Source organism: Microbulbifer hainanensis (assembly GCF_014904735.1).
Lineage (GTDB): Bacteria > Pseudomonadota > Gammaproteobacteria > Pseudomonadales > Cellvibrionaceae > Microbulbifer > Microbulbifer hainanensis.
Window position 1 is genome coordinate 30652 of sequence record NZ_JACZCR010000054.1, and the last position, 21980, is coordinate 52631.

At 60.9% G+C, this 21980-nt stretch carries 19 protein-coding genes; 5 read left to right on the forward strand and 14 right to left on the reverse strand.

The window, feature by feature from the left end:
• Positions 1-56: 56 nt before the first annotated feature.
• The 11 genes from IG168_RS19230 to IG168_RS19280 all read right to left on the reverse strand — a co-directional run bounded on the left by IG168_RS19230 (position 57) and on the right by IG168_RS19280 (position 12619).
• Complete coding sequence (locus IG168_RS19230; protein ID WP_193166233.1) at positions 57-1793, reverse strand: glycosyl hydrolase family 18 protein; 1737 nt, start codon at positions 1791-1793, stop codon at positions 57-59.
• A gap of 476 nt (positions 1794-2269) precedes the next feature.
• A complete protein-coding gene (locus IG168_RS19235) occupies positions 2270-3001 on the reverse strand; it encodes a sulfite exporter TauE/SafE family protein (RefSeq protein ID WP_193166234.1) in 732 nt (243 codons plus the stop codon).
• Positions 3002-3208 carry a cbb3-type cytochrome oxidase assembly protein CcoS gene (gene ccoS, locus IG168_RS19240; RefSeq protein ID WP_193166235.1) on the reverse strand — a complete coding sequence of 69 codons (207 nt, stop codon included), beginning with the start codon at positions 3206-3208 and terminating at the stop codon, positions 3002-3004.
• A 20-nt stretch (positions 3209-3228) separates the two neighbouring features.
• A complete protein-coding gene (locus IG168_RS19245) occupies positions 3229-5670 on the reverse strand; it encodes a heavy metal translocating P-type ATPase (RefSeq protein WP_193166236.1) in 2442 nt (813 codons plus the stop codon).
• Entirely contained in the window at positions 5667-6191 is a 525-nt protein-coding gene (locus IG168_RS19250) for a FixH family protein (RefSeq protein ID WP_193166237.1), read from the reverse strand. Before IG168_RS19250 ends, IG168_RS19245 begins: the two co-directional genes overlap by 4 nt.
• 15 nt (positions 6192-6206) lie before the next feature.
• Positions 6207-7625: a cytochrome c oxidase accessory protein CcoG gene (gene ccoG / locus IG168_RS19255; protein ID WP_319024762.1), complete on the reverse strand. Its 1419-nt coding sequence runs from the start codon at positions 7623-7625 to the stop codon at positions 6207-6209.
• Between the two features lie 407 nt (positions 7626-8032).
• Positions 8033-8941 carry a cytochrome-c oxidase, cbb3-type subunit III gene (gene ccoP, locus IG168_RS19260; RefSeq protein ID WP_193166238.1) on the reverse strand — a complete coding sequence of 303 codons (909 nt, stop codon included), beginning with the start codon at positions 8939-8941 and terminating at the stop codon, positions 8033-8035.
• The gene (locus IG168_RS19265) at positions 8938-9156 is read right to left on the reverse strand and encodes a cbb3-type cytochrome oxidase subunit 3 (RefSeq protein ID WP_193166239.1); all 219 of its coding nucleotides are present in this window, start codon (positions 9154-9156) and stop codon (positions 8938-8940) included. The genes ccoP and IG168_RS19265 overlap by 4 nt, the downstream gene beginning before the upstream one ends.
• 12 nt (positions 9157-9168) lie before the next feature.
• Complete coding sequence (gene ccoO, locus IG168_RS19270; protein ID WP_193166240.1) at positions 9169-9786, reverse strand: cytochrome-c oxidase, cbb3-type subunit II; 618 nt, start codon at positions 9784-9786, stop codon at positions 9169-9171.
• A gap of 11 nt (positions 9787-9797) precedes the next feature.
• Positions 9798-11255 (reverse strand): cytochrome-c oxidase, cbb3-type subunit I, encoded by a 1458-nt coding sequence (gene ccoN, locus IG168_RS19275; RefSeq protein ID WP_193166241.1) that lies wholly within the window; start codon positions 11253-11255, stop codon positions 9798-9800.
• A gap of 143 nt (positions 11256-11398) precedes the next feature.
• On the reverse strand, positions 11399-12619 hold the full coding sequence (locus IG168_RS19280; RefSeq protein ID WP_193166242.1) for an argininosuccinate synthase: 1221 nt from the start codon (positions 12617-12619) through the stop codon (positions 11399-11401).
• 295 nt (positions 12620-12914) lie between these two features.
• Between IG168_RS19280 and pyrC the strand changes: the two genes are divergently transcribed.
• From pyrC to IG168_RS19305, 5 genes are all read left to right on the forward strand, one after another.
• On the forward strand, positions 12915-13946 hold the full coding sequence (gene pyrC / locus IG168_RS19285) for a dihydroorotase (RefSeq protein WP_193166243.1): 1032 nt from the start codon (positions 12915-12917) through the stop codon (positions 13944-13946).
• 95 nt (positions 13947-14041) lie between these two features.
• Positions 14042-14719 (forward strand): ribonuclease T, encoded by a 678-nt coding sequence (rnt, locus tag IG168_RS19290; RefSeq protein WP_193166244.1) that lies wholly within the window; start codon positions 14042-14044, stop codon positions 14717-14719.
• 116 nt (positions 14720-14835) lie between these two features.
• Positions 14836-16776 (forward strand): extracellular catalytic domain type 1 short-chain-length polyhydroxyalkanoate depolymerase, encoded by a 1941-nt coding sequence (locus IG168_RS19295; protein WP_226877159.1) that lies wholly within the window; start codon positions 14836-14838, stop codon positions 16774-16776.
• A gap of 106 nt (positions 16777-16882) precedes the next feature.
• The gene (locus IG168_RS19300) at positions 16883-17086 is read left to right on the forward strand and encodes a hypothetical protein (protein ID WP_193166245.1); all 204 of its coding nucleotides are present in this window, start codon (positions 16883-16885) and stop codon (positions 17084-17086) included.
• Positions 17087-17278: 192 nt separating this feature from the next.
• Positions 17279-17473 (forward strand): hypothetical protein, encoded by a 195-nt coding sequence (locus IG168_RS19305; RefSeq protein ID WP_193166246.1) that lies wholly within the window; start codon positions 17279-17281, stop codon positions 17471-17473.
• Between the two features lie 75 nt (positions 17474-17548).
• Here the strand turns inward: IG168_RS19305 and secF are convergent, their stop codons facing one another.
• From secF to tgt, 3 genes are all read right to left on the reverse strand, one after another.
• Positions 17549-18550, reverse strand: coding sequence for a protein translocase subunit SecF (secF, locus tag IG168_RS19310; RefSeq protein ID WP_193166247.1), 1002 nt, complete (start codon positions 18548-18550; stop codon positions 17549-17551).
• A gap of 25 nt (positions 18551-18575) precedes the next feature.
• Positions 18576-20444 (reverse strand): protein translocase subunit SecD, encoded by a 1869-nt coding sequence (secD, locus tag IG168_RS19315; RefSeq protein ID WP_193166248.1) that lies wholly within the window; start codon positions 20442-20444, stop codon positions 18576-18578.
• Between the two features lie 358 nt (positions 20445-20802).
• Positions 20803-21921, reverse strand: a complete 1119-nt coding sequence (gene tgt / locus IG168_RS19320; protein WP_193166309.1) for a tRNA guanosine(34) transglycosylase Tgt — start codon at positions 21919-21921, stop codon at positions 20803-20805.
• Between the last annotated feature and the right edge of the window lie 59 nt (positions 21922-21980).

Genomic DNA, 21980 nt, shown 5'->3' on the forward strand with positions numbered 1-21980 from the left:
GGCCCGGGGCGGCAACCGTTACCTGACGGTATCGCATTTCAGGGTATTGGCAAAAATTACTGGTTACTGTGCATGGCTTCAATCAATTCGCCATTGCTGGTATCGCCGGACAGCTCCCAGAAGAAGGAACCACCCAGGTTCTGATTGGCAATGTACTGCATCTTGCCGGCAATGCTTGCGGGCGTGTCATAACTCCACCACTGATTGCCACAGAACGCGTAGGCGGTGCCTGCTACGGTGCCGGTTGAGGGACAGGTGTTTTTCAGCACCTTGTAGTCTTCAATACCCGTCTCGTAGGTACCCGGTGCTGCGCCGGTAGCGGAACCACCCGGTGCAGCCTGAGTCACACCGGTCCAGCCGCGGCCGTAGAAGCCAATGCCCAGATTCAGCTTGCTGGCCGGTACGCCCTTGTTCTCCAGAGCCTGGATGGCGTTATCGGAATAGAAGCCATCGATGGGGATACCCGCGTAGCTCGTCAGCGGCGAATGCGGCGCTGTTGGGCCGGTATCAGCCCAGGCACCGAAATAGTCGTAGGTCATGACATTGTAAAAGTCGACATAAGCCGCCGCGCCCTCGTAATCCGCCGCCGAGATCTTGCCCCCAGCGGTACCGTCGGCAGTGATCGCTGCAGTGACCAGCTTGTTGCCGAAGCGATTGCGCAGAGCGGACATCAGGTTCGAGAAAGACGAGTAACCGCTGGTATCGCAGCTGAGGCCACAGTCGTTCGGGTATTCCCAGTCGATATCGATACCATCAAAGACATCAGACCAGCGGGGATCGAACACCAGGTTGTAACAGGAATCGGCAAAGGCCTGCGGATTCGCCGCCGCCTGACCGAACCCACCGGACCAGGTCCAGCCGCCGAAGGACCAGAGCACCTTGATGTGCGGATACATCTGCTTGAGCTTGCGCAGCTGGTTGAAGGACCCGCGCAGGGCACCGGCATCCCAGGTATCGGCAACACCGTCGACACTCTCTGCAGCGCTGTAGAAACGATCGTAATCCGCATAGGAATCACCGATGGTGCACTGGCCGTTCTGCACGTTGCCGAACGCGTAGTAGATATGGGTGAGTTTTTCCGCGGAGCCGCTGGTAACGATATTTTTCACGTGGTAGTTGCGCTGGTAGACGCCCCACTCCACAAAATAGCCACCGAGACGCTCGCCACCGCTGCTGGAACCACCGGTGCCACCGGACGAGGATGAGGAGGTGGTACCGCCGGACGAAGAGGAGCCGCCGGACGAGCTGGTGCCGCCCGAACTGCTGGAACTGGAACTGGAGCCAGTACAGGCACCGACCAGCATCCACACATCGTATTCACCGGAGTGGGTAGAGGGATCTTCGCCCTGGGTCCACCACTTGGCCTCGTATTCGCTGCCCGATTGCTGTACCCGGTCGCCGCCGGTATAGACATCAGTGGCAGACCAGACCGGCAGGCTGCCGCAATCGCCGGTGCCGCCACCGGATGTACCGCCGGAGCTGCTAGAAGAACTACTGGACGAGGAGCTGCTGGAGCTCGAAGAACTGGATGAGCTGCCGTCGCAGGCGCCGAGATCGCTCCAGGCCTCAGTCCAGGCCCAGCCGACGCCGGGCTCGTAGGCGCCGCCCTGGCTGCACCAGCCACCCACATCACAGCGGTAGGCGACAGAGTTGTTCTGCACGATATCACCCGCGCTGTAAGCGGAACCGTCCACGTAACCCTGGACGCCGCCGCAATCGTAGGCATAGCTCTGTCCGGCCAGCAGGCCGAGCAGCAGCGCCGCCGCCAGTCGCAAAGGACTCAGTATTTTCATCGTTATCACCGTTATTGTTGGATTGAATCCGAAGAGGGGCTACGGCGATACGACTGTCACAAACCCCGAAAAACTCTACGCCGCGACCCCACGGGCGCCGTACTTCTTCAAGACCACTCAGCGCGATGTATCGAACGAAAGTACAAACTGTTACGCGGCAGCTGCAGTGGCGACTTCCATCAACGAAACGGAAATACCAGGCACCGCTCCGGACAACGCGCAGACAGCGCTGTCATTTCTAAAAATGATAGCGCTGTCATCTGTACGTAACAGACGATAACGACAATTATCTTTTGATGCCAGCGGATTGGCGCCAATTTGTGTTAGGGAGTACTCAGAATTCGGGGGAATATTGCGCCCCCTCTCACCGCAACCCGGAATGGCTCACTTTGTACCATTCCGCTAGCCGTTTCTTTGGGGAGAGTAATGAGCGGTGGCGCCTGTGTGGGAGGGAAACGGCGGGTTACCCCCGCCGTTCAGTGCTGGTGATGTGGCTCTGATGTATTCGGCGCCATTTGGCCACCGTCCATCGACATGCTCTGGTGATGCTGTCCGCCGTGGCCCAGAGCGCCCCACAGAGTCCATAATCCGAACAGCAGAATCGCGCCGGCAAACAGCAGGCGTACCTGCGGGCGCTGTACGAAGCCCCGCACCCGCGCCGCGGCAGCCCCGGTGGCCAGCACCGCCGGCACGGTCCCTAAGCCGAAGGCCAGCATCGCCAGTGCTGCATTCAGACTGCCGCCCTGGGCCAGGGCAAATGTCAGCGCGCTGTAGACCAATCCGCAGGGCAACCAGCCCCACAGTGAACCGAGCACCAAGGCCTGAGGAGCTGTACGTACCGGCAGCAACTGCGCCGACAGCGGCTGCAGATAGCGCCACAGGTAGGAACCACCCTTTTCCAGCCACACCAGTCCCCGCCAGATTCCGCCGATATACAGCGCCATCGCAATGAGCATCAGACCCGCAACCAGGCGTAGCGGTGCCAGCGCCGGCAGCACAGCCGCACCCAGGGCACCGGCCAGCGCGCCCATTAGCGTATAGCTGGCAATTCGCCCGGCGGAATAGGACACCAGCTGCCCCCAGGCCGTTTTCTGGCCGGGCACAGCCATCCCCAGCGCACCGGCGATGCCTCCGCACATACCGATACAGTGGCTGCTGCCGAGAAAGCCGATGACTAGCGCGGCGGCGACAAATCCCCAGTCGCCCATTTAGCGCTCTCCCTCTTCTTCCCCGGCCTCATCCGCAGGTTCGTCGACCTGGTGCGACTCCGGTGGCACGTCATCGTCAAACAGAATACGGCGCCCCTCGGTTTCCAGGTCGTCGTACTGGCCGTTGTTCACTGCCCAGAAGAACAGCTTTACCGCGCTGCCGATAAACAGGATCGCAATGGGAATCAGGAAAAACAGGCTATCCACAATCTACTCCAGCTTCGCGGTTACTGCGCCTCGGCTGCCGCGGGCGCCGGCCGTGCGGCTGCATCCGCGCCGCCACTGCGCGCGAGACGCATGGCGTTCAACACAACCACCAGTGAACTGATCGACATACCGATCGCGGCAGCCCAGGGTGGCACCAGGCCACAGGCGGCCAGAGGCAGTGCCAGCGCATTGTAACCCAGTGCCCAGAGCAGGTTCTGGCGTACGATTGCGCGACACCGCCGGGCCAGCGCCACGGCGCGCGGCAGCACCGTCAGGTCGCCGCCGAGAAGAATCGCATCGGCGCGCGACTGTGCGAGATCCGCTGCCGACAGCATCGCCACCGAGGCGTCGGCACCGCTCAGCACCGGCACATCGTTGAGGCCGTCGCCAACCATCAGTATCCGCTCCCCATGCTGCTGTAACTGCTGCAAGTGCGCCAGCTTGTCTTCCGGCGAGGCGCCGCCACGGAAGTTGCCGATGCCGGCGGCGGAGGCCAAACGCCCCACTTCGTCAGACTGATCCCCGCTGAGGAGTTCAACTGCCAGCCCGGTAGCGGACAGCTGCGCAACCGCCGCAGTCGCGGAAGTTCGCAGGCGGTCCCCGACGGAAATCCACGCGACCGGACCCACATCGTCTCCGAGCAACAGCCACTGCCCCGCCCCCTCCGGGAACGCGGGAGCCTCATTCGCGGCAAAATCCGCGCGCCCGAGGCGGAATCGATCTCCGGCAATCGTCCCCTCGAGTCCGCGGCCGGTGCGCACCCGTATCGCCGTCGCGGAGGCGTTGCCCCGCCAGGCGCGGAAAGCGCGCGCCAGTGGGTGATTGCTGCGGGATTCCAGTGCAGCGGCCACGTCCTTGACCCGCTGTTCCGTCCAGTCCTGCCGCAGCAGCTGAATCTGCAGAATTCGCGGCTCGCCCCGGGTCAAAGTGCCGGTCTTGTCGAACACAACGCGGGTCAGGCGCGGCAGCGTTTCCAGCAGTTGCCCGCCGGCAACCAGCAATCCCATCTGCTGCAGGCGCAGGGTGGCCGCGGCCAGGGCGGCCGGTGTTGCCAGCGACAACGCGCAGGGACAGGTCACCACCAGTACCGACAGCGCCACCCAGAAGGCGCGCGCCGAATCTATCTGCCACCAGACTGCGAAGGCCGCCAATGCTGCAAGTAATACGAAGCCGACAAAGATACCTGCGACGCGATCGGCCAGCGCCACCTGGCGCGGCTTTTCCAATTGCGCCCGTTCCACGAGCCGCTCGATCGCGGACAGTCGCGTGGACTTCCCGGCGGCTGTGACCCGCACTGTCAGGGAGGAGTCACCGTTGACGCTGCCGGCGAAAACGCGGCTGCCGATGGTCTTCTGCTGCAGGGCTGCCTCACCACTCAGCAGCGATTCGTCGACACCGCTCTCTCCGTCCTCGACCTCGCCATCGGCGGCAATCGTGTCGCCCGGCCGCAGCAGGATGCGGTCGCCGGGTTGCAGCGCCGCCACCGGCACGCTGTCCACCTGATCGCCGTCAAGTCGCGCTGCCGTCAGCGGCAGTAGCTGGGCCAGGCCACCACTGGCGAGACCCGCCCGGTGGCGGGCGCGCATCTCGATGGTGCGCCCCAGCAGCAGGAAAAACGTGAACATCGAAATGGATTCGAAATAGACATCCCCGGTATTGAATACCGTGGCATAAAAGCTGGCGACATAGGCGAGGCCGATGGCCAGTGAGACCGGCACGTCCATGCTCAGGTGACGCTGCCGCAAGCTGCGCAGGGCGGCGGCGAAAAAGGGCCGCGCCGCATAGAGCACCACCGGCGTCGCCACCAGCAGTGACACCCAACGCAGGTAGCCCTGCAGTCCCGAGTCGATCCCGGTATCGGCGCCGAAATACAGGGCGATGGCGAACATCATCACCTGCATGGTGCCGAGGCCGGCGACGCCGAGGCGCCGCAGGGCGGCGCGCCGCTCGCCTTGGATCAGTTGTTCGCTGTTGGCTGCCGTGGCCGGTGCGGGGCGGTAACCGATGCGCGCCAATTCGGCGAACAGGCGCGAGGGCTGGATCCGCGCCGGATCAAAACCGACTTGCGCCCGCTGGGTACTGGCGTTGACGGAGACCTTCTCCACCCCGTCGAGAACACCGAGGTGCTTTTCGATCAACCATACGCAGGCGGCGCAGGTAATGCCACCAATCAGCAGACCGGCCACCTTGTGGCCGCCCTCCCATTCGCGCACGAACTGCTCCTGCACTTCCGGCAGGTCGTAAGCGGACCAGGGATCTCGTTGCACCGGCGCCGAATCCGGGCGCTCGCTGCGCGTTTCGCGGAAGCGGTAAAAGTTGTCGAGCCCACCGGCCACAATCGCGCCCGCCACCGCCTCGCAACCGGGGCAGCACATGGGTTGCTCAGTTCCGTTGATCAGTACCGAGTGGCGACTGCCGGCAGGTACCGGCAGTCCGCAGTGGAAGCAGGGGCGCGCGGTCATTGCTCAATGGGATTCAGGGGGATGGCATTGCCCTGGTCGAAATCAATCACGCCCTTGAGATGCCAGTCAGCCTGCAGGTGTTTTGCCGGATCCAGCTCCGGCAGCAGGCGTACATACCAGCGGTGCTCCAGCTTGCCCTGTAGTTCGCCGGTATAGTGATTCGCCCCCTGGCGGCTCACGATAATCTGCTCGTCGAGATGCTCGTCCAGCGGGTGGCTGAGTGTCAGCAGCAGTTGGTCCGGGAAGGTCATATTGCCTCGCAGGTCGAGAGACACGGTGCCGGCCTCGCGATCAAACTGCAGAAACCCCGCCAGTCCCAGTTCGGCCGAACGCTCGTCCTGGCGCGCGATATAGTTATAGGCGCGGCCGTCCTTGTAGTAGGTATCGCTGACGGTATCGTCGGCATTTTTCAGCGCGATAGTCACGGTAATGGAGCACACCACCAGCACCAGGATCAGCGGCGCCAGAACGACCCATACCATCGCCTCGCGATACCAGGGTTTGGAAACTTCTTCACTCAAGGTCAATTCCACCAATTATTGTTTTGGCCCGATAAACACAGTCTGGTGTCGATCAGACAGCGACGGCTCGTCCTCCGCCCGCACCACAATGTAAATATTGTGCTTGGTATCCTTCAGCTGCGCCTTGGGCACACTCACGCGGATAGGCACCGAAAAGAGCTCGCCGGGTTGCAGATAAATATCCCGAGGCTTGCGCAGTGAGTAATCGTATCCCTCCTTGCCCTCGATGCTGATTTCAAACTCGTGCGGTGACTGATCCATATTGTTGATCTTCACCGTGTAGACGTTCTGGATGGTGCCCCGGGATTCGCGGTACATGCGTGCGCCGCGGTCGCGGAGAACTTCGGCGGTGACCGGCGAGCGGGTGGCAACCTGGTGAACAAACAGACCCGTCATCGCCAGCAGGATAAGGGCGTAACCGAACAGGCGCGGACGCAGGTAGTTGGTCTTGCCTGTCTCCAGCTCATCCTCCGACGTAAAGCGGATCAGGCCACGCGGATAGCTCATTTTATCCATGACGCTGTTGCACGCGTCCACGCACAGGCCGCAGTTGATGCACTCGTATTGCATACCATCGCGGATATCGATATCCACCGGGCACACCTGCACACACCAGTAGCAATCAATACAGTCGCCCATCCCCTGTGCTTTGTAATCGACGCCTTTCTTGCGCGGCCCGCGCGTCTCGCCGCGCTGCGCATCGTAATAAACGGCCAGGGTATCCTGATCGTACATCACCGACTGGAAACGCGCGTAGGGGCACATGTACTTGCATACCTGCTCACGCATGAAGCCCGCATTCAGATAGGTCGCGAGCGTGAAAAAGGCCACCCAGAACACACCCTGTGGGTGGGCGCGGAAGTGGGCCAGGTCCAGTACCAGGTCGCGGATCCCGTAAAAATAGCCGACAAATGCGAGCGCCGTTGCCAGGGCAATCAGCAGCCAGATCAAGTGGGTACCGCCCTTGCGCAGGACTTTCTCCGCATTCCAGGGCGCGGCGTCCAGCTTCATCCGTTTGTTGCGGTCACCCTCGCAAACCCGCTCGGCCCACATGAACATCATGGTCCACACCGTCTGCGGGCAGGTAAAACCGCACCAGACCCGTCCCAGCCAGGTGGTGATCGCAAACAGCGCAAACGCGGCGATGATGAGAAGCCAGGCCAGCAGGAAGCCGTCCTGGGGACCGAAGGTGGCCCAGAAGATATGGAATTTTCGCGCGGGAAGATCGAAGAGCACTGCCTGGTGTCCTTCGATATTCAGCCAGGGCAGGAAAAAGAAACCCAGTAGCAGCGGGAGCCCGGTGTATTTGCGAACCCGGGTATAGAGTCCGCGGATATGCCGGGTATAGACCTTGTCTTCAGACTCGTAGAGCATGCGGTAGCGGACTTCGCCATCGCCATCCTGCTCTTCACGTGTTGGGATCAAATCGCTCACGTAACCTCACTTAGATCCATTCCACCAGACGCAAAACGGATACCTGTATTGAATACCAGGGCCTGTTCACACGAATTTAGATGGCCGCGACGGAAGCCGTTTTTTCGTAAGACCAGGCGCTGTGAGCGTCGTGTGGTCATTCCACATAAGCGAACAGCAACGCCGGATTTCGGAAAAACGGTCCCGTCCCTTCGGGTTGCGCCCCAAAGCAGGCCATACCGTGTTGCTCGTCGCTCTTTTAGCGTGCTAAACCACGCTTCTCGCGCCTTGCCTGACCTGCTTTGGGGCACAACGCGGCTATCGAAATTCGTGTGAACAGACCCCAACAATGAGGCTTTTCTTATTCGTCCTTGTCGCGCCCGGATCCTGATTGGCCCCCGCCATCGTGGCGGGGGCTCCGAGTAGATTTACTGCTCAACCTCTTCCTGGCGGGACAGGCTGTAGACATAGGCCGCCACCAGGCGAATCTTGTCTTCACGCAGTTTATCTTCCTGTGCCGGCATCTCATTGTGACGGCCGTTGCGGATGGTGTGCCGGATCTCTTCGCGGCTACTACCGTAAAGCCAGATATCGTCGGTCAGGTTCGGGGCACCGATGGCCTGATTCCCCTTGCCGTCCATACCGTGACACGCCATACACACGGTGCCGAAAATCTTCTTGCCCTTTTCAGCCATGGCCGCGTCGTGCTCCTGGCCACTGAGCGCCAGTACATATTCCGCCGCATCCTTGACGCCCTCTTCACCGATTATCGGTTCCTGGGGTGGCATCACACCCTGGCGGCCCTTGTGAATGGTCTCCAGGATTTTTTCCGGCGTGCCGCCCCAGCGCCAGTAGTTGTCGGTCAAGTTCGGGAAGCCGTAGTTACCGCCACCGTCCGCACCGTGGCAGACGGAACAGTTGTTGGCAAAGATCCGCGCGCCCATTTTCAGCGCTTCACGGCTCTCGGCGATCTGCGCAATCGGCATGGTTTCATATTTGCCGAAGGTCTCGCTGAACTTCTCCTGCGCCTTTTCCTGACGGTGCTCGAGCTGTTTGTGCGAGGTCCAGCCGGACAGGCCTTTGAAGTTCCCCAGCCCCGGATAGATGGCCAGGTATCCCGCGGCAAATACCAGCGTGAAAACAAACAGCAGGAACCACCAGCGCGGCAGAGGGTTATCGAACTCTTCGATACCGTCGTACACGTGTCCAGTGGTACGGTTTTCCGGTTCATTCTGGTCGCTCACCGCCACCTTGCGGTTGGCGAACAACACCCAGACCACCAGCCCGAGGTTGGTAAGCGTGAGTACGATGACCCAGATACTCCAAAAGGTACTCATTTTTCTTCCTGCCCCTTGTTCTGTTTCACGGCTGACCCGCCTGTTTCTTCCTTTCTGTCAGCCGACCCGGGTTGCTCTTCTTCGTCGGCAAACGGCAATTTCGCATCTTCTTCGAAACGCTTTTTACGTTTCGGTGAAAATGCCCACCAGCAAACACCTAAGAAAGCAATCGACCCCAGGACGACGGAAATCACTCGTAACGTATTGATGTCCACCCAGTTACCCCACTAGCGCTTCTGCTTAACGAGCGTGCCGAGCTGCTGCAGATAAGCCACCAGTGCGTCGACTTCCATCACCTTGCCACCGGCAAAAGGCTTGGCGGCATTGGCGATGTCCTCATCGGTGTACGGCACACCGACTGCACGCAGTGCGCGCATTTTGTTAGCGGTGTGTTCGCCGGTCACAACGTTGTCAAACAACCAGGGAAATGCCGGCATGATGGATTCCGGCACCACGTTGCGCGGGTTGTACAGGTGCGCACGCTGCCACTCATCGGAGTAGCGGCCGCCCACACGGTCAAGATCCGGGCCGGTGCGTTTGGAGCCCCACAGGAAGGGATGCTCGTAAACATCTTCCTGGGCCATGGTGTAGTGGCCGTAGCGCTCTACTTCGGCGCGCAGCGGGCGAATCATCTGCGTGTGGCAGACGTGGCAACCCTCACGGATATAAATGTCGCGCCCTTCCAGCTCCACCGGACCCAGCGGTTTGAGGCCGGCAATCGGCTCCTTGTTGGCCTGGGTGAAGAACTGCGGGACGATTTCCACCAGCGCGCCAAAGCTGATGGCGACGCAGGTGAAAATGATCAAAATGCCGATATTTTTTTCTACGATGTCATGGTTTTTCACGATTCGACCTCCTAGACCGCCTGCGCCATCGGCACTGTATTATCTTGCCGAGCTGTGTTTGTCGTCTCTGTGATGGTGCGGAACACGTTGTAAACCATCAACAGCATGCCGGTCAGGAAGAAGCTGCCGCCGATCCAGCGCACGATATAACCCGGATGGCTGGCGATCACGCTCTCGACAAAGCTGTAAGTCAGCGTGCCGTCAGCGTTAAATGCGCGCCACATCAGACCCTGGGTAATGCCGTTGACCCACATCGCCGCGATGTACAGCACGGTGCCGACAGTGGCCAGCCAGAAGTGCGCATTGATCAGTTTCACGCTGTACATTTCCTTGCGCTTCCACAGCACCGGTACCAGGTGATACAGCGCACCGATGGAGATCATGGCTACCCAGCCGAGCGCACCGGAATGCACGTGTCCGACAGTCCAGTCGGTGTCGTGGGACAGGGCGTTGACCGTCTTGATGGACATCATCGGTCCTTCGAAGGTGGACATGCCGTAGAAAGACAGCGATACCACGAGGAAACGCAGAGTCGGGTCGGTGCGCAGTTTGTGCCAGGCGCCAGACAGGGTCATGATGCCGTTGATCATGCCGCCCCAGGACGGTGCCAGCAGGATGACAGACATCACCATCGCCAGGCTCTGGGTCCAGTCCGGCAGCGAGGAATAGTGCAGGTGGTGGCCGCCGGCCCATACGTAGATGGAGATCAGGGCCCAGAAGTGCACGATGGACAGCTGGTAGGAATATACCGGGCGACCTGCCTGCTTGGGCACGAAGTAATACATGATGCCGAGGAAGGCCGCAGTCAGGAAGAAACCCACCGCATTGTGGCCGTACCACCACTGGATCATCGCATCCTTGGTACCGGAGTAGATGGAATAGGATTTCCACGCAGTGACCGGAATTTCGAGGTTATTGACGATGTGCAGTACGGCAATGGTGATGATGTAAGCACCGAAGAACCAGTTAGCCACATAGATGTGCGAGGTTCTGCGCTTGGCGATGGTACCGAAGAATACCAGCGCGTAGGCAACCCAGATCAAGGCGATCAGGATATCCAGCGGCCACTCGAGCTCAGCGTATTCTTTGGTGGATGTCAGGCCCTGCGGCAGGGTGATAGCGGCCCCGACGATGACAACCTGCCATCCCCAGAAAGTGAACGGGATCAGCCAGCCACCCCAGAGGCGCGTCTGACAGGTGCGCTGCACCACATAGTAGGAAGTGGCAAACAACACGCTGCCACCGAAGGCGAAAATCACCGCATTGGTGTGCAGCGGGCGCAGTCGGCCGAAATGGCTGAACGGCTGGAAGAAGTCGTTCAACTGGGGCCACGCCAGCTGTGCGGCGATGAGCACGCCCATCCCCATGCCGAAGATACCCCAGACCACCGACATGATGGTGAACTGGCGCACGATATTGTAGTCATAGTCCGGCGCGTGGTGCCCGGTCTCTGCCACCGTAGTCGTCATTGTGTTACTTCCGTTGCTTTTTAAAATTCGTTTCCGTTAAGCGAGCGCATGCGCACCAGAGACTCCTGGCCTTACCCCTCACATTAGCTCGCGATAGCCAGTTGGCGACGATTTAAGCGCATCTATCGCCGACTGGAACTGATCTACATCAATTTACGTCCCTTACCCGCGGCGATACGCATACGCAGGGCATTCAGCTTGATGAAGCCCTCGGCATCTTTCTGGTCGTAGGCACCGGCGTCATCTTCAAATGTGGCGATGCGCTCATCGAACAGACTGTCGGGAGAACGGCGCCCCACAGCGCTGACACTGCCCTTGTAAAGCTTCAGGCGGACTTCACCGTTCACAACCTGTTGGGACTCGTCGATGGCGGCCTGCAGCATGCGCCGTTCCGGGGACCACCAGTAGCCGTTGTAGATGAGTTTGGCGTAGCGCGGCATCAGCTCATCTTTCATATGGGCCACCTCGCGATCCAGCGTGATGGATTCGATCGCGCGGTGCGCCTTGAGCAGGATGGTGCCGCCGGGGGTTTCGTAGCAGCCGCGAGACTTCATGCCCACGTAGCGGTTCTCGACGATATCCAGGCGGCCGATACCATTGGCACCGCCGAGCTTATTGAGGCGCTCCAGCATGGTCGCCGGGCTCAGGCGCTCGCCGTCGAGAGCCACCGGGTCGCCGTTTTCGAATTCCAGGGTGATATAGGTGGGCTGGTCGGGTGCAGCCTCCGGGCTCACGCTCCAGCGCCACATATCCTCTTCGGCCTCCGCCCACGGATCCTCGAGGATGCCGCCCTCGTAGGAGATGTGCAGCAGGTTGGCGTCCATGGAGTAGGGGGACTTCTTCTTGCCGGAGGAGAAGTCGACAGGAATATTGTGCTGTTCGCAGTACTTCATCAGCTTTTCGCGCGAGGTCAGGTCCCACTCGCGCCAGGGTGCGATCACCTGAATCCCCGGCTTCAGGGCGTAGGCGCCGAGTTCGAAGCGCACCTGGTCGTTGCCCTTGCCGGTCGCACCGTGGGCAATGGCGTCCGCGCCGGTTTCGTTGGCAATTTCGATCAGGCGCTTGGCGATCAGCGGCCGGGCAATGGAGGTACCCAGCAGGTACTCGCCCTCATAGATGGTATTGGCGCGGAACATCGGGAAAACGAAATCGCGCACATACTCTTCGCGCAGATCGTCGATGTAGATTTCCTTGACGCCCAGGGCCTCGGCCTTGGCGCGCGCCGGCTCCACTTCTTCACCCTGGCCGATGTCGGCGGTAAAGGTCACCACCTCGCAGCCATAGGTCTCCTGCAGCCAGCGGACAATCACTGATGTATCGAGTCCGCCGGAATACGCCAGCACTACCTTTTCAATTTTGCTCATAGTAATCCTCAACCGGGAAATTGCCGCCATCAGTGATACCACTGCGGCAACACATGCAGCAGTGCACGGATCGAGAGTCGGTCTGGGAGAATTATTATTGGAGGTGTACCCAGGCTCGGCAGCTGCGCTGCCATTTTTGGGGCGCGATTGTAGCGCCTCAGATCGCGAACGACTAGCATCATGAGGCTCTGAGGCGCACTTTGGCTACTTTGTAGACAGAAATCCCGTCGCAATTTGGCAGAGGTTCGGTTAGCATCTGCGCCCCCAAGGCAGACACGAATACGCGGTATCGACTATGGAGCAACTCACCCTGCGCGCCCCCGACGACTGGCACATTCACCTGCGCGATGGCGACGCCCTCGCCCGCACGGTGGGCGATGCCGCGCGCCAGTTCCGCCGCGCGATTGTCATGCCGAATCTGGTGCCGCCGGTAGTCGACGCCGAAGACGCCCTCTTCTATCAACTGCGTATCCGCGAACAGATCCCGGCGGGCAACCCCTTCGAACCGCTGATGGTGATCTACCTCACCGACAAGACCGACGCCGAAGTGATCCGCCTGGCGCACGAGGCCGGCGTGGTTGCCGCAAAACTGTACCCCGCGGGCGCCACCACAAATTCAGATTCCGGCGTTACCGACATTGCCAATATCTATCCGGCCCTCGAAGAGATGCAGAACTGCGGCATGAAACTGCTGCTGCACGGGGAAGTGACCACTCACGACATCGACATCTTCGACCGCGAGCAGGTGTTTATCGAAAAGACCCTCGCCCGCCTGGTTGAGGACTTCCCCAGCCTGAAGATCGTGCTCGAGCACATCACCACCGCGCACGCGGCCGAGTTCGTGCAAAATGCCCGCGATGGCGTGGGCGCGACCATCACCGCGCACCACCTGCTTTACAACCGCAACCACATGCTGGTGGGCGGTATCCGCCCGCACTATTACTGCCTGCCGATTCTGAAGCGCGGCTACCACCAGTCGGCGCTGATCGAAGCGGCCACCAGCGGCAGCCCGAAGTTCTTCCTCGGCACTGACTCGGCGCCGCACGCCCAGAACAAAAAGGAAAACGCCTGCGGCTGCGCCGGCTGCTATACCGCCTTCAGCGCCATCGAGCTCTACGCGGAAGCCTTCGACCGCGCCGGCAAACTGGACAAGCTCGAGGGTTTCGCCAGTGAATTCGGCCCCGACTTCTACGGACTGCCGCGCAACGAGGGCAGCATTACTCTCGAGCGCAAACCCTGGGCGCTCCCCCAGAGCCTGGAGATGGGCGGTGAGGCCCTGGTGCCACTGGCCGCCGGTGAACCCCTGAACTGGCAGCTGGTACAATAAGCACCTGCCAACCGGCGCGCTGCGATTTAATTTGCGACTCGCCGGTTGAACCACCGGGCTCGCCCCGCCACACATCCATAATCTAAGGAATCCATGTGACCCCCGCCGAAGAACCGACCGGACCCAAAAGCCTGCTGGCACAGCGATTTCGCGGATTCCTGCCTGTGGTCCTGGACCTGGAGAGCGGTGGTTTCAATGCGCGCACGGATGCCCTGCTGGAAGTCTCGGCGGTTATTCTCGATATGGATGAGGACGGCCGGCTTTTCCCGGTCGAGACCCACAGTTTCCACCTGGAGCCTTTCGAGGGTGCCAATGTGGAGCAGTCCGCACTGGACTTCATCGGCATCGACCTGGAATCCCCCGACCGCGACGCGTGGCCAGAGGAAATCGCACTGCCCGAACTGTTCCGCAAGATCCGCTCGGCGATCAAGAAGCACAGCTGCACCCGCGCCGTGATGGTCGCCCACAATGCGCACTTCGATCTCGGCTTTATCAATGCCGCGGTCGAGCGTTGCGGCATCAAGCGCAACCCGTTCCACCCCTTCTCCTGCTTCGACACCGCCACCCTCGCCGGCCTCGCCTACGGCCAGACCGTACTGGCCAGGGCCTGCCAGGTGGCGGGAATCGCGTTCGACAACAGCAGCGCCCACTCCGCCGAATACGACGCGGAAAAGACGGCCGAGCTTTTCTGCGGCATCGTCAACAAGTGGCGCGAAATGGGCGGCTGGCCGCTGCCCGCAGTCGAAGAATCCCCTGCCGACAGCGACGAATAAGCCGCCCCCACCTTGAGCGGCGCCCCGGGCGCTACAACCAAGGTCGCATTCCCTGCAGCACACCGCCCTTCTAGGCTGATCGGTGCTCAACCCCAATAAAAATAATGGTGAATGCGATGATGACCCCGAAACCCGGGCGCGGACTCGTCCGCTGCCTGCTCATGACTGTCGCGCTCTGCGCGGCCGCGGCCGGCCACGCCGGCAGCTGGCAACAGAATGTCGCCATCGGCGGCTTCAATAATGTTCATATTTACACCCCCGACAGCGCCTCGCCGATCGGTAACGGCAAGGCCCTGTTGATCGTTCTGCACGGCTGCGTGCAGCCGATCGACAACTACCTGACCGCCAACCTGGAAGACGCCGCCGAGGAGTTCGGCATGGTCGTGGCGGTGCCGGATGCGATGAACAAGGCCGGTTACAGTTGCTGGTCTTACTGGGATGGCACCAAGTCCCGTACCGCCGGCGATTACAATAACCTGATCAACCTGGCGAATGCCCTGTCCGGCGACAACGCCCGCGGTATCGATGCCGACCAGGTATACATTGCCGGCTTGTCGTCCGGTGCCAGTTTTGCCAATACCACCGCCTGCCTGGCGCCGGATGTATTCGCGGGCATGGGTGTCAGCGCCGGCCCCAGCATCGGCACCAGTTCCAATGGCGCCCTGGGTCCCTGCGAAACCGCCGACGTCGCCAGCCGCTGCAGCACCTATGCGGGTAGCTACGCGAGCTTTTTCGATACGCAGATCGCCTCCATCGCCCAGGGCGATGCCGATACGACCGTAAACCAGTGCTACAACACCCAGAACTCTGACGGCATGGCGGAGCTCTACGGCGTCAGCAAGTTGGCGGGCACCAACACCATTGCCGAGGGCACCCGTACCGCCGGGGAAACCCTGTGGCAGGACGGCCGCGTCTCAATGCTCTGGTTCAATGGTGTCGATCACGCCTGGTCTGGCGGAGAGGGCGCGAGTGGCAGCTATATCAGCGATGCCAGCATCAACTACGCCCGCTATCTGGGCCAGTTCTTCGTCGACAACAACAAGCGTGTGGACCGCAACAAGGGCCCGGTACTCAGCGATGTACAGACCTCCACCAGCGGCGACCGCATCCTCGTCAGCGGCACAGCAACCGACGCCGAAGGCAGTGTCACCAGCGTGGAAGCGGATTTCGATGGCGACAGTGACAGCAGCGTCAGCGGAGGTGTCGACGGTAACGGTTTTTTTTCCCTGACGAGCGCCGCACTGGCGGATGACCTCTACGTGGTCACCGTTGTGGCCACCGACAATGACGGCGCTCAGGGTGAGGTCTACACCACCACCGTACGTGTCGGGCCAGAGCCTCCCGCTACCGCGCCGGCACTGAGCAACGTTGCGGCGCAAGCCAATGGTCAGTGCGTCACCGTCAGTGGCACGGTAGTCGATGAAAACCAGGATCTGGACTCGGTCGTCGTGACCTTCTCCAACGGCGATGTTCCCGCCGCCGTAGTGGGCACCGACTTCAGCGCCGAGCAGTGCGACCTGCCCGGTGGCAGCGGCAGTGCCCAGGTCACCGCCACTGACCTGGCCGGCCTCTCCAGTACCGCCAGCGCCTCCTTCACTGTCGACGCGGGCGTCACTGCGACACTCGACAACCACATCTCCGCTGGTCGCCTCGATTACACCAACTACGCCAATTGCTATCTGGAATACAGCACCGATCCGTTCCGCCTGGATGAATACAGCGTTGGCGCCGGCCAGTGCCAGTGGCGCGATGACGATGCCTCCTGCGTCGGCCCGCAGGTCACCTGTTCAAGCAGCGGTGGAAGCGGTGGTGGAAGCAGTAGTGGTGGCAGTAGCAGTAGTAGCGGCGGCAGCAGTGGCGGAAGCGGCAGCTGTACCGAGCAGTCGACTTACAATTACTACCACAAGACCGCGGGCCGCGCGTACAGCACAGGTAACGCTCTCGCCCCCGACTATTTTGCCAATGGCAGCGATGACGCCATGCCCGGCTCCACCTGGGGCCTGAACACGCTACACAGCACTGACGGATTTACCTGGGAAATCGGGGCCTGCCCCTGAAAAAAAGGGTCTTTTAGTCCCCCGTTTGTGCGGCCGCGGGAATCGCGGCCGCACAACACTACAATCTGCCGGTAGCGGAGGCTTTCCGTGCGCGAGGAGGTAAAGCATGAACTCCCCCAAATACGGGCTGCGCCTTTCCAGCATGCTCTTCGGGCTGATGTCACTGGGTCAGTTGTGGCGACTGATCGCGCAGCCCCAAGTACTCGTCGATGGCGCCATCGTGCCAGTGTGGCCCAGCGCTCTCGCTTTTGTGATCCTGCTGGTTCTGTGTCTGTGGCTGTGGCGCCTGTCCAACAAGGTCAGTTGCTAATAGTCCCGACCCTGCGCTACCGCAAAGCGAAAACCCGGCAGAATTACCGGGTTTTTTTATGGAACGCGCCAGACAGAAATAGGGAAAAACAGCGGCTGGGAAGTGGAAAACGGGCAATCCGACGGCAAATGGGTGATTTTTTATCCAAAACCCTGTAGAATACCCGGTTCACGTAGAAATCGGATAAATATTGTGGCCAAAAAAGCAACCACTGCTTCCAAACGCAAGCAACCCACCTCGGTGGAAACCCGTGAAAGTATCGAGGAACAGGTGCAGGCCTTCCTCGCTTCCGGCGGTGAAATTCAGCAGGTTCCCAAGGGGGTGAGCGGCCAGACCAACACTTCCGGGCCCAAACACATCACTCTCGGCAAAAAACCCCGCGCTTAACCTCCAACCGCTTTAGTGACCGGCCTGAACCGCGCGATTGCGCGGGGTAAGTGATACCTCACCCCGCGACGTGCCTCAGGGCATTTCGTCCTGCTCGGCTCCCTCTTTCACCGGCGGCATCAGGTCTTCCTTGGTGACCCGCATCAGCATAATCATGTTGACCGCCACGTAGATGGAAGAGTATGTACCCACCACGATCCCCACGATCAGCGCCAGCGAGAAGTTGTGGATCAGCTCACCACCGAAGAACTGCAGTGCCCACAGCACCAGCAAGGTGGTGAAGGAAGTCATCAGGGTACGGCCGAGAGTCTGGCTCAGGGAAATATTGATGATTTCTTCCGGGTCGGATTTACGCACCCGGCGGAAATTCTCCCGCACCCGGTCGTACACCACGATGGTGTCGTTGATCGAGTAACCGATCACCGCCAGCACTGCGGCCAGCACGGTCAGGTCAAAATCCAGCCGGAAGAAAGAGAAAAAGCCCAGCGTGATAATCACGTCGTGGATCAGGGCCACAACGGCGCCCACAGCGAACTTGTACTGGAAGCGCAACGCCACGTAGGCCATCACCACCACCAGCGCGAACAGCATACCCAGGCCGCCGTCATCGCGCAGCTCTTCACCGACCTGCGGACCGACCATTTCCACCCGGCGCAGCTCTACCTTGCTACCGCTGCCCTGGCTCAGGATCGCCACAACCTTGTCACCCACCGACTGGGTCGCTTTTTCGTCACGCGCATTCTGCTGTGCCTGCTCCGCGGCCACTTTCGGCGGCAGCTTTATCAGCAGTTCGTTGTCCGAGCCAAACCGCACCACCGAGGCACCTTCAAAACCCGCTGTTTCCAGCTGGTCGCGCACTTTCTCCAGTTCCGGCGCCTGCTGGTAGCCCACTTCAATCTGGGTACCGCCGGTGAAATCCAGCCCCAGCTTGAGGCCGTTGATCGACAGCGCGATGATCGAACCGATCACCAGCGCGATGGATACCGCCGCGGCCACCTTGCGCCAGCGCATGAAATCGTACACGCGCTTGCCCATGTACTCGGTAATTTTGCCGCTTTCTACTTTGGTCTCGCTCATTGCAGTCCCCTTAAATCCCCAAGCCTTAAATCCAAAGTTTCTGCACACGGCGACCGCCGTAGAACAAATTGATCAGCGCGCGGGTACCCATAATGGCACTGAACATGGAAGTCAGAATACCGATCGACAGGGTCACCGCGAAGCCCTGTACGGGTCCGGAACCGATTGCGTACAGAATCACCGCCACGATCAGGGTGGTGATGTTCGCGTCCACGATTGCGCTGTAGGCGTTGTCAAAGCCGGCACTGATTGCCGACTGTGGTGGCACCCCGTTGCGCAGTTCCTCCCGTATTCGCGAGAAGATCAGCACGTTGGCATCCACCGCCATACCGATGGTCAGCACCATACCCGCAATACCCGGCAGGGTCAGGGTCGCGCCGATGATCGACATCACCGCCACCAGCAGCACCATGTTCATGGCCAGGGCGATATTCGCCGCGAGACCAAATACCCGATACAGCAGCAACATGCAGATCACCACCGCCAGCATGCCGATCTTCACCGACGTGATACCCACGTCGATGTTATCCGCACCGAGTGACGGCCCGATCACGCGCTCCTCAACGAAGTACATAGGAGCTGCCAAGGCACCGGCGCGCAGCAGCAGCGCCAGTTCCTGGGCTTCGGCCGGGTTATCGAGGCCGGTGATACGGAACTGTTTGCCCAGCGCACTCTGTACGGTGGCCAAGCTGATGATCTTCTTGTCGTCGACCCGCTTCTGCACAACAGTCTTGTTGCCCTCGGCATCGATCTTGGTCTCGGGCACAAAGCGGCTCTCGATAAACAGGGTGCCCATACGGCGGCCGACATTTTTCCAGGTAGCGCGGTGCATCATTTCACCACCGCGGGAATCCAGGGTGATATTGACCTGCGGGAAGCCGTTCTCGTCGTAGCCGACGCGGGCATTGGTGACCCGGTCGCCCTTGATGATGACCTTGCGCTCCAGCCAGGCACCGCCGTAGGCCGCGCGCTGCTGTTCGTTGCGGTACTCAAAGTACTCCTTGTTGGTCACCAGAGTGTCCGGACGGGCCTCCATGCGGTATTCCAGGTTGGCTGTCTTACCGATGATACGCTTGGCCGCGGCGGTGTCCTGGACACCCGGCAGCTCCACCACAATACGGTTGCGGCCCTGGCGCTGCACGATCGGTTCCGCTACGCCCAGCTCGTTCACCCGGTTGCGCAGCGTCGTGAGGTTCTGGCTGACCGCGTAATCCTGCAATTGCTTGATTTCCGGCTGGGTCAGGGTCGCACGGATTTCCAGGTTGTTGCCGCTGCCCGCTTCCTGCAGCTGCAGCTGCGGAAATTCCTTGCGCATGGTCGACATGGCCAGGCTGCGCAGATCTTCGCTGCGGAAGCGCGCGACAATTTCCCGGTCATCCACCAGATCCACGCTGCGGTAGCGTGCTTTGGCCGCGCGCAGTTTGGCTTTCACATCCTGGGCGTAGCTCTCGAGGTTCGTCTTGACGATGGAATTGGTATCCACCTCCATCAGGAAGTGCACACCACCGGCCAGGTCGAGACCCAGCTTCATCGGGCTGGCACCCAGTTCACTCAGCCACTCTGGCGTGGTCGAGGCCAGGTTCAGGGCCACGACATACTGTTGGGTGCCCAGTGCTTCCTGGATGGCGCGCTTGGCCGGCAACTGCTGCTCGATGGACTTGAGCCGCAGCAGAACGGATTTTTCACCGACTTCGCCACCGAAATACTCGATTCCCGCGTCGTCCAGCACCTTCTCCGCCCGCTCGAGGACATCCGGTCCCAGCGTCATGGCACTGGACTGGCCGGAAATCTGCACGGCGGGATCCGGTGCGTAGAGGTTGGGCGCGGCGTAGATAAAACCGAAGGCCACGATGACGAGAATCAGAAGGTACTTCCAGACGGGGTAGCGATTCATGCTGCTCTCATTGTTTTGTTCTCGGCCCGCGGGCCTGTATCTATTCTGGTCAACCGATGAATTCGTCCCGAACCCCTCGATCTGTGCGCCCTTTGAACGGCACTTCCGGGCATCTGACCACCGCCAAACGCAAAAGTGCGCGGTTCCGCCGGCGCGCCGGCACCGGCCTCAACCGGCGGATTGACGTCCCTGTGCCGCATGCGCATTGCGACAATGTCGGAGGATATGCGGGCGCGCAGCCCTGTTTGCAAGGCGGGCCAACCGCTCCCGAATCGGGGGCCGATTATACGGGGATCCCTTCCCGGTACAAATGTGACCGGACGTACAGGGGCAAGCGGCAGGCGCAAACCGGGCCGCGCTAGCCCGCCAGCGGTGGCACTTCGCGGCCCAGGCGGCCGTAGAACTCCGCCACATACTGTTCCAGCTCACCGGCGGCGATGGCATCGCGCAGCCGCTGCATCAGCCGCTGGTAGTGGCGCAGGTTGTGGATGGTATTGAGCTGGGATCCGAGGATCTCGCCACAGCGGTCGAGGTGATGCAGGTAGCTGCGGGAGAAGTGCTCGCAGGTATAGCAGTCGCAGCCCTCTTCCAGCGGCCCGGTATCGTGGCGGTGCACGGCGTTGCGGATCTTGACCACGCCATCGAACGTGAACAGGTGGCCGTTGCGGGCATTGCGCGTAGGCATCACGCAATCGAACATATCCACACCGCGACGCACCGCCTCGACGATATCTTCTGGCTTGCCCACGCCCATCAGGTAGCGCGGCTTGTCCGCCGGCATCTTGTGGGCAAGGTGGTCGAGCACCTTGATCATTTCGTCCTTCGGCTCACCCACCGACAGGCCTCCGATCGCGTAACCGTCGAAGTCGATTTCGGTGAGGCCGCGCAGGGAGATATCCCGCAGCTCCGGGTACATGCCGCCCTGCACGATACCGAACAGCGCCGACGGGCTGTCACCGTGGGCTTTCTTGGAGCGATCGGCCCAGCGCAGCGACAATTCCATCGACTTGCGCGCCTCATCGGTGGTGGCCGGATAGGGCGTGCACTCGTCGAAGATCATCACGATGTCCGAACCCAGCGACTGTTGCACCTGCATGGACTCTTCCGGCCCCATGAACACCGGGCTGCCGTCCACCGGCGATTTGAAGGAAACCCCCTCTTCAGTGATCTTGCGCATCTTCCCCAGACTGAACACCTGGAAGCCTCCGGAGTCGGTCAGGATGGGGCCAGACCACTGCATGAAGTCATGCAGGTCGCCGTGCTCCTCGATCACCTGGGTGCCCGGGCGCAACATAAGATGGAAGGTATTGCCGAGAATGATATGCGCCCCGATGGCCTCCACGTCCCGCGGCAACATGCCTTTGACGGTGCCGTAGGTTCCCACCGGCATAAACGCAGGGGTCTCCACCACCCCGCGCGGGAAGCGCAGGCGCCCGCGGCGGGCCTTGCCATCGGTGGTATCCAATTCAAACTGCATGAAGCACTGGCGGCTCAAGGGAAACTCCTAGGTAGTGTGCGCAATCGAAACGCTATGAG

Bases quoted from the DNA above. Each gene is read 5' to 3' on its own strand.
- IG168_RS19230 (WP_193166233.1), bottom strand. From the start codon at position 1,793: ATGAAAATACTGAGTCCTTTGCGACTGGCGGCGGCGCTGCTGCTCGGC.
- IG168_RS19235 (WP_193166234.1), bottom strand. From the start codon at position 3,001: ATGGGCGACTGGGGATTTGTCGCCGCCGCGCTAGTCATCGGCTTTCTC.
- IG168_RS19245 (WP_193166236.1), bottom strand. From the start codon at position 5,670: ATGACCGCGCGCCCCTGCTTCCACTGCGGACTGCCGGTACCTGCCGGC.
- ccoP (WP_193166238.1), bottom strand. From the start codon at position 8,941: ATGAGTACCTTTTGGAGTATCTGGGTCATCGTACTCACGCTTACCAAC.
- ccoN (WP_193166241.1), bottom strand. From the start codon at position 11,255: ATGACGACTACGGTGGCAGAGACCGGGCACCACGCGCCGGACTATGAC.
- IG168_RS19280 (WP_193166242.1), bottom strand. From the start codon at position 12,619: ATGAGCAAAATTGAAAAGGTAGTGCTGGCGTATTCCGGCGGACTCGAT.
- pyrC (WP_193166243.1), top strand. From the start codon at position 12,915: ATGGAGCAACTCACCCTGCGCGCCCCCGACGACTGGCACATTCACCTG.
- IG168_RS19295 (WP_226877159.1), top strand. From the start codon at position 14,836: ATGATGACCCCGAAACCCGGGCGCGGACTCGTCCGCTGCCTGCTCATG.
- IG168_RS19300 (WP_193166245.1), top strand. From the start codon at position 16,883: ATGAACTCCCCCAAATACGGGCTGCGCCTTTCCAGCATGCTCTTCGGG.
- secF (WP_193166247.1), bottom strand. From the start codon at position 18,550: ATGAGCGAGACCAAAGTAGAAAGCGGCAAAATTACCGAGTACATGGGC.
- secD (WP_193166248.1), bottom strand. From the start codon at position 20,444: ATGAATCGCTACCCCGTCTGGAAGTACCTTCTGATTCTCGTCATCGTG.
- tgt (WP_193166309.1), bottom strand. From the start codon at position 21,921: ATGCAGTTTGAATTGGATACCACCGATGGCAAGGCCCGCCGCGGGCGC.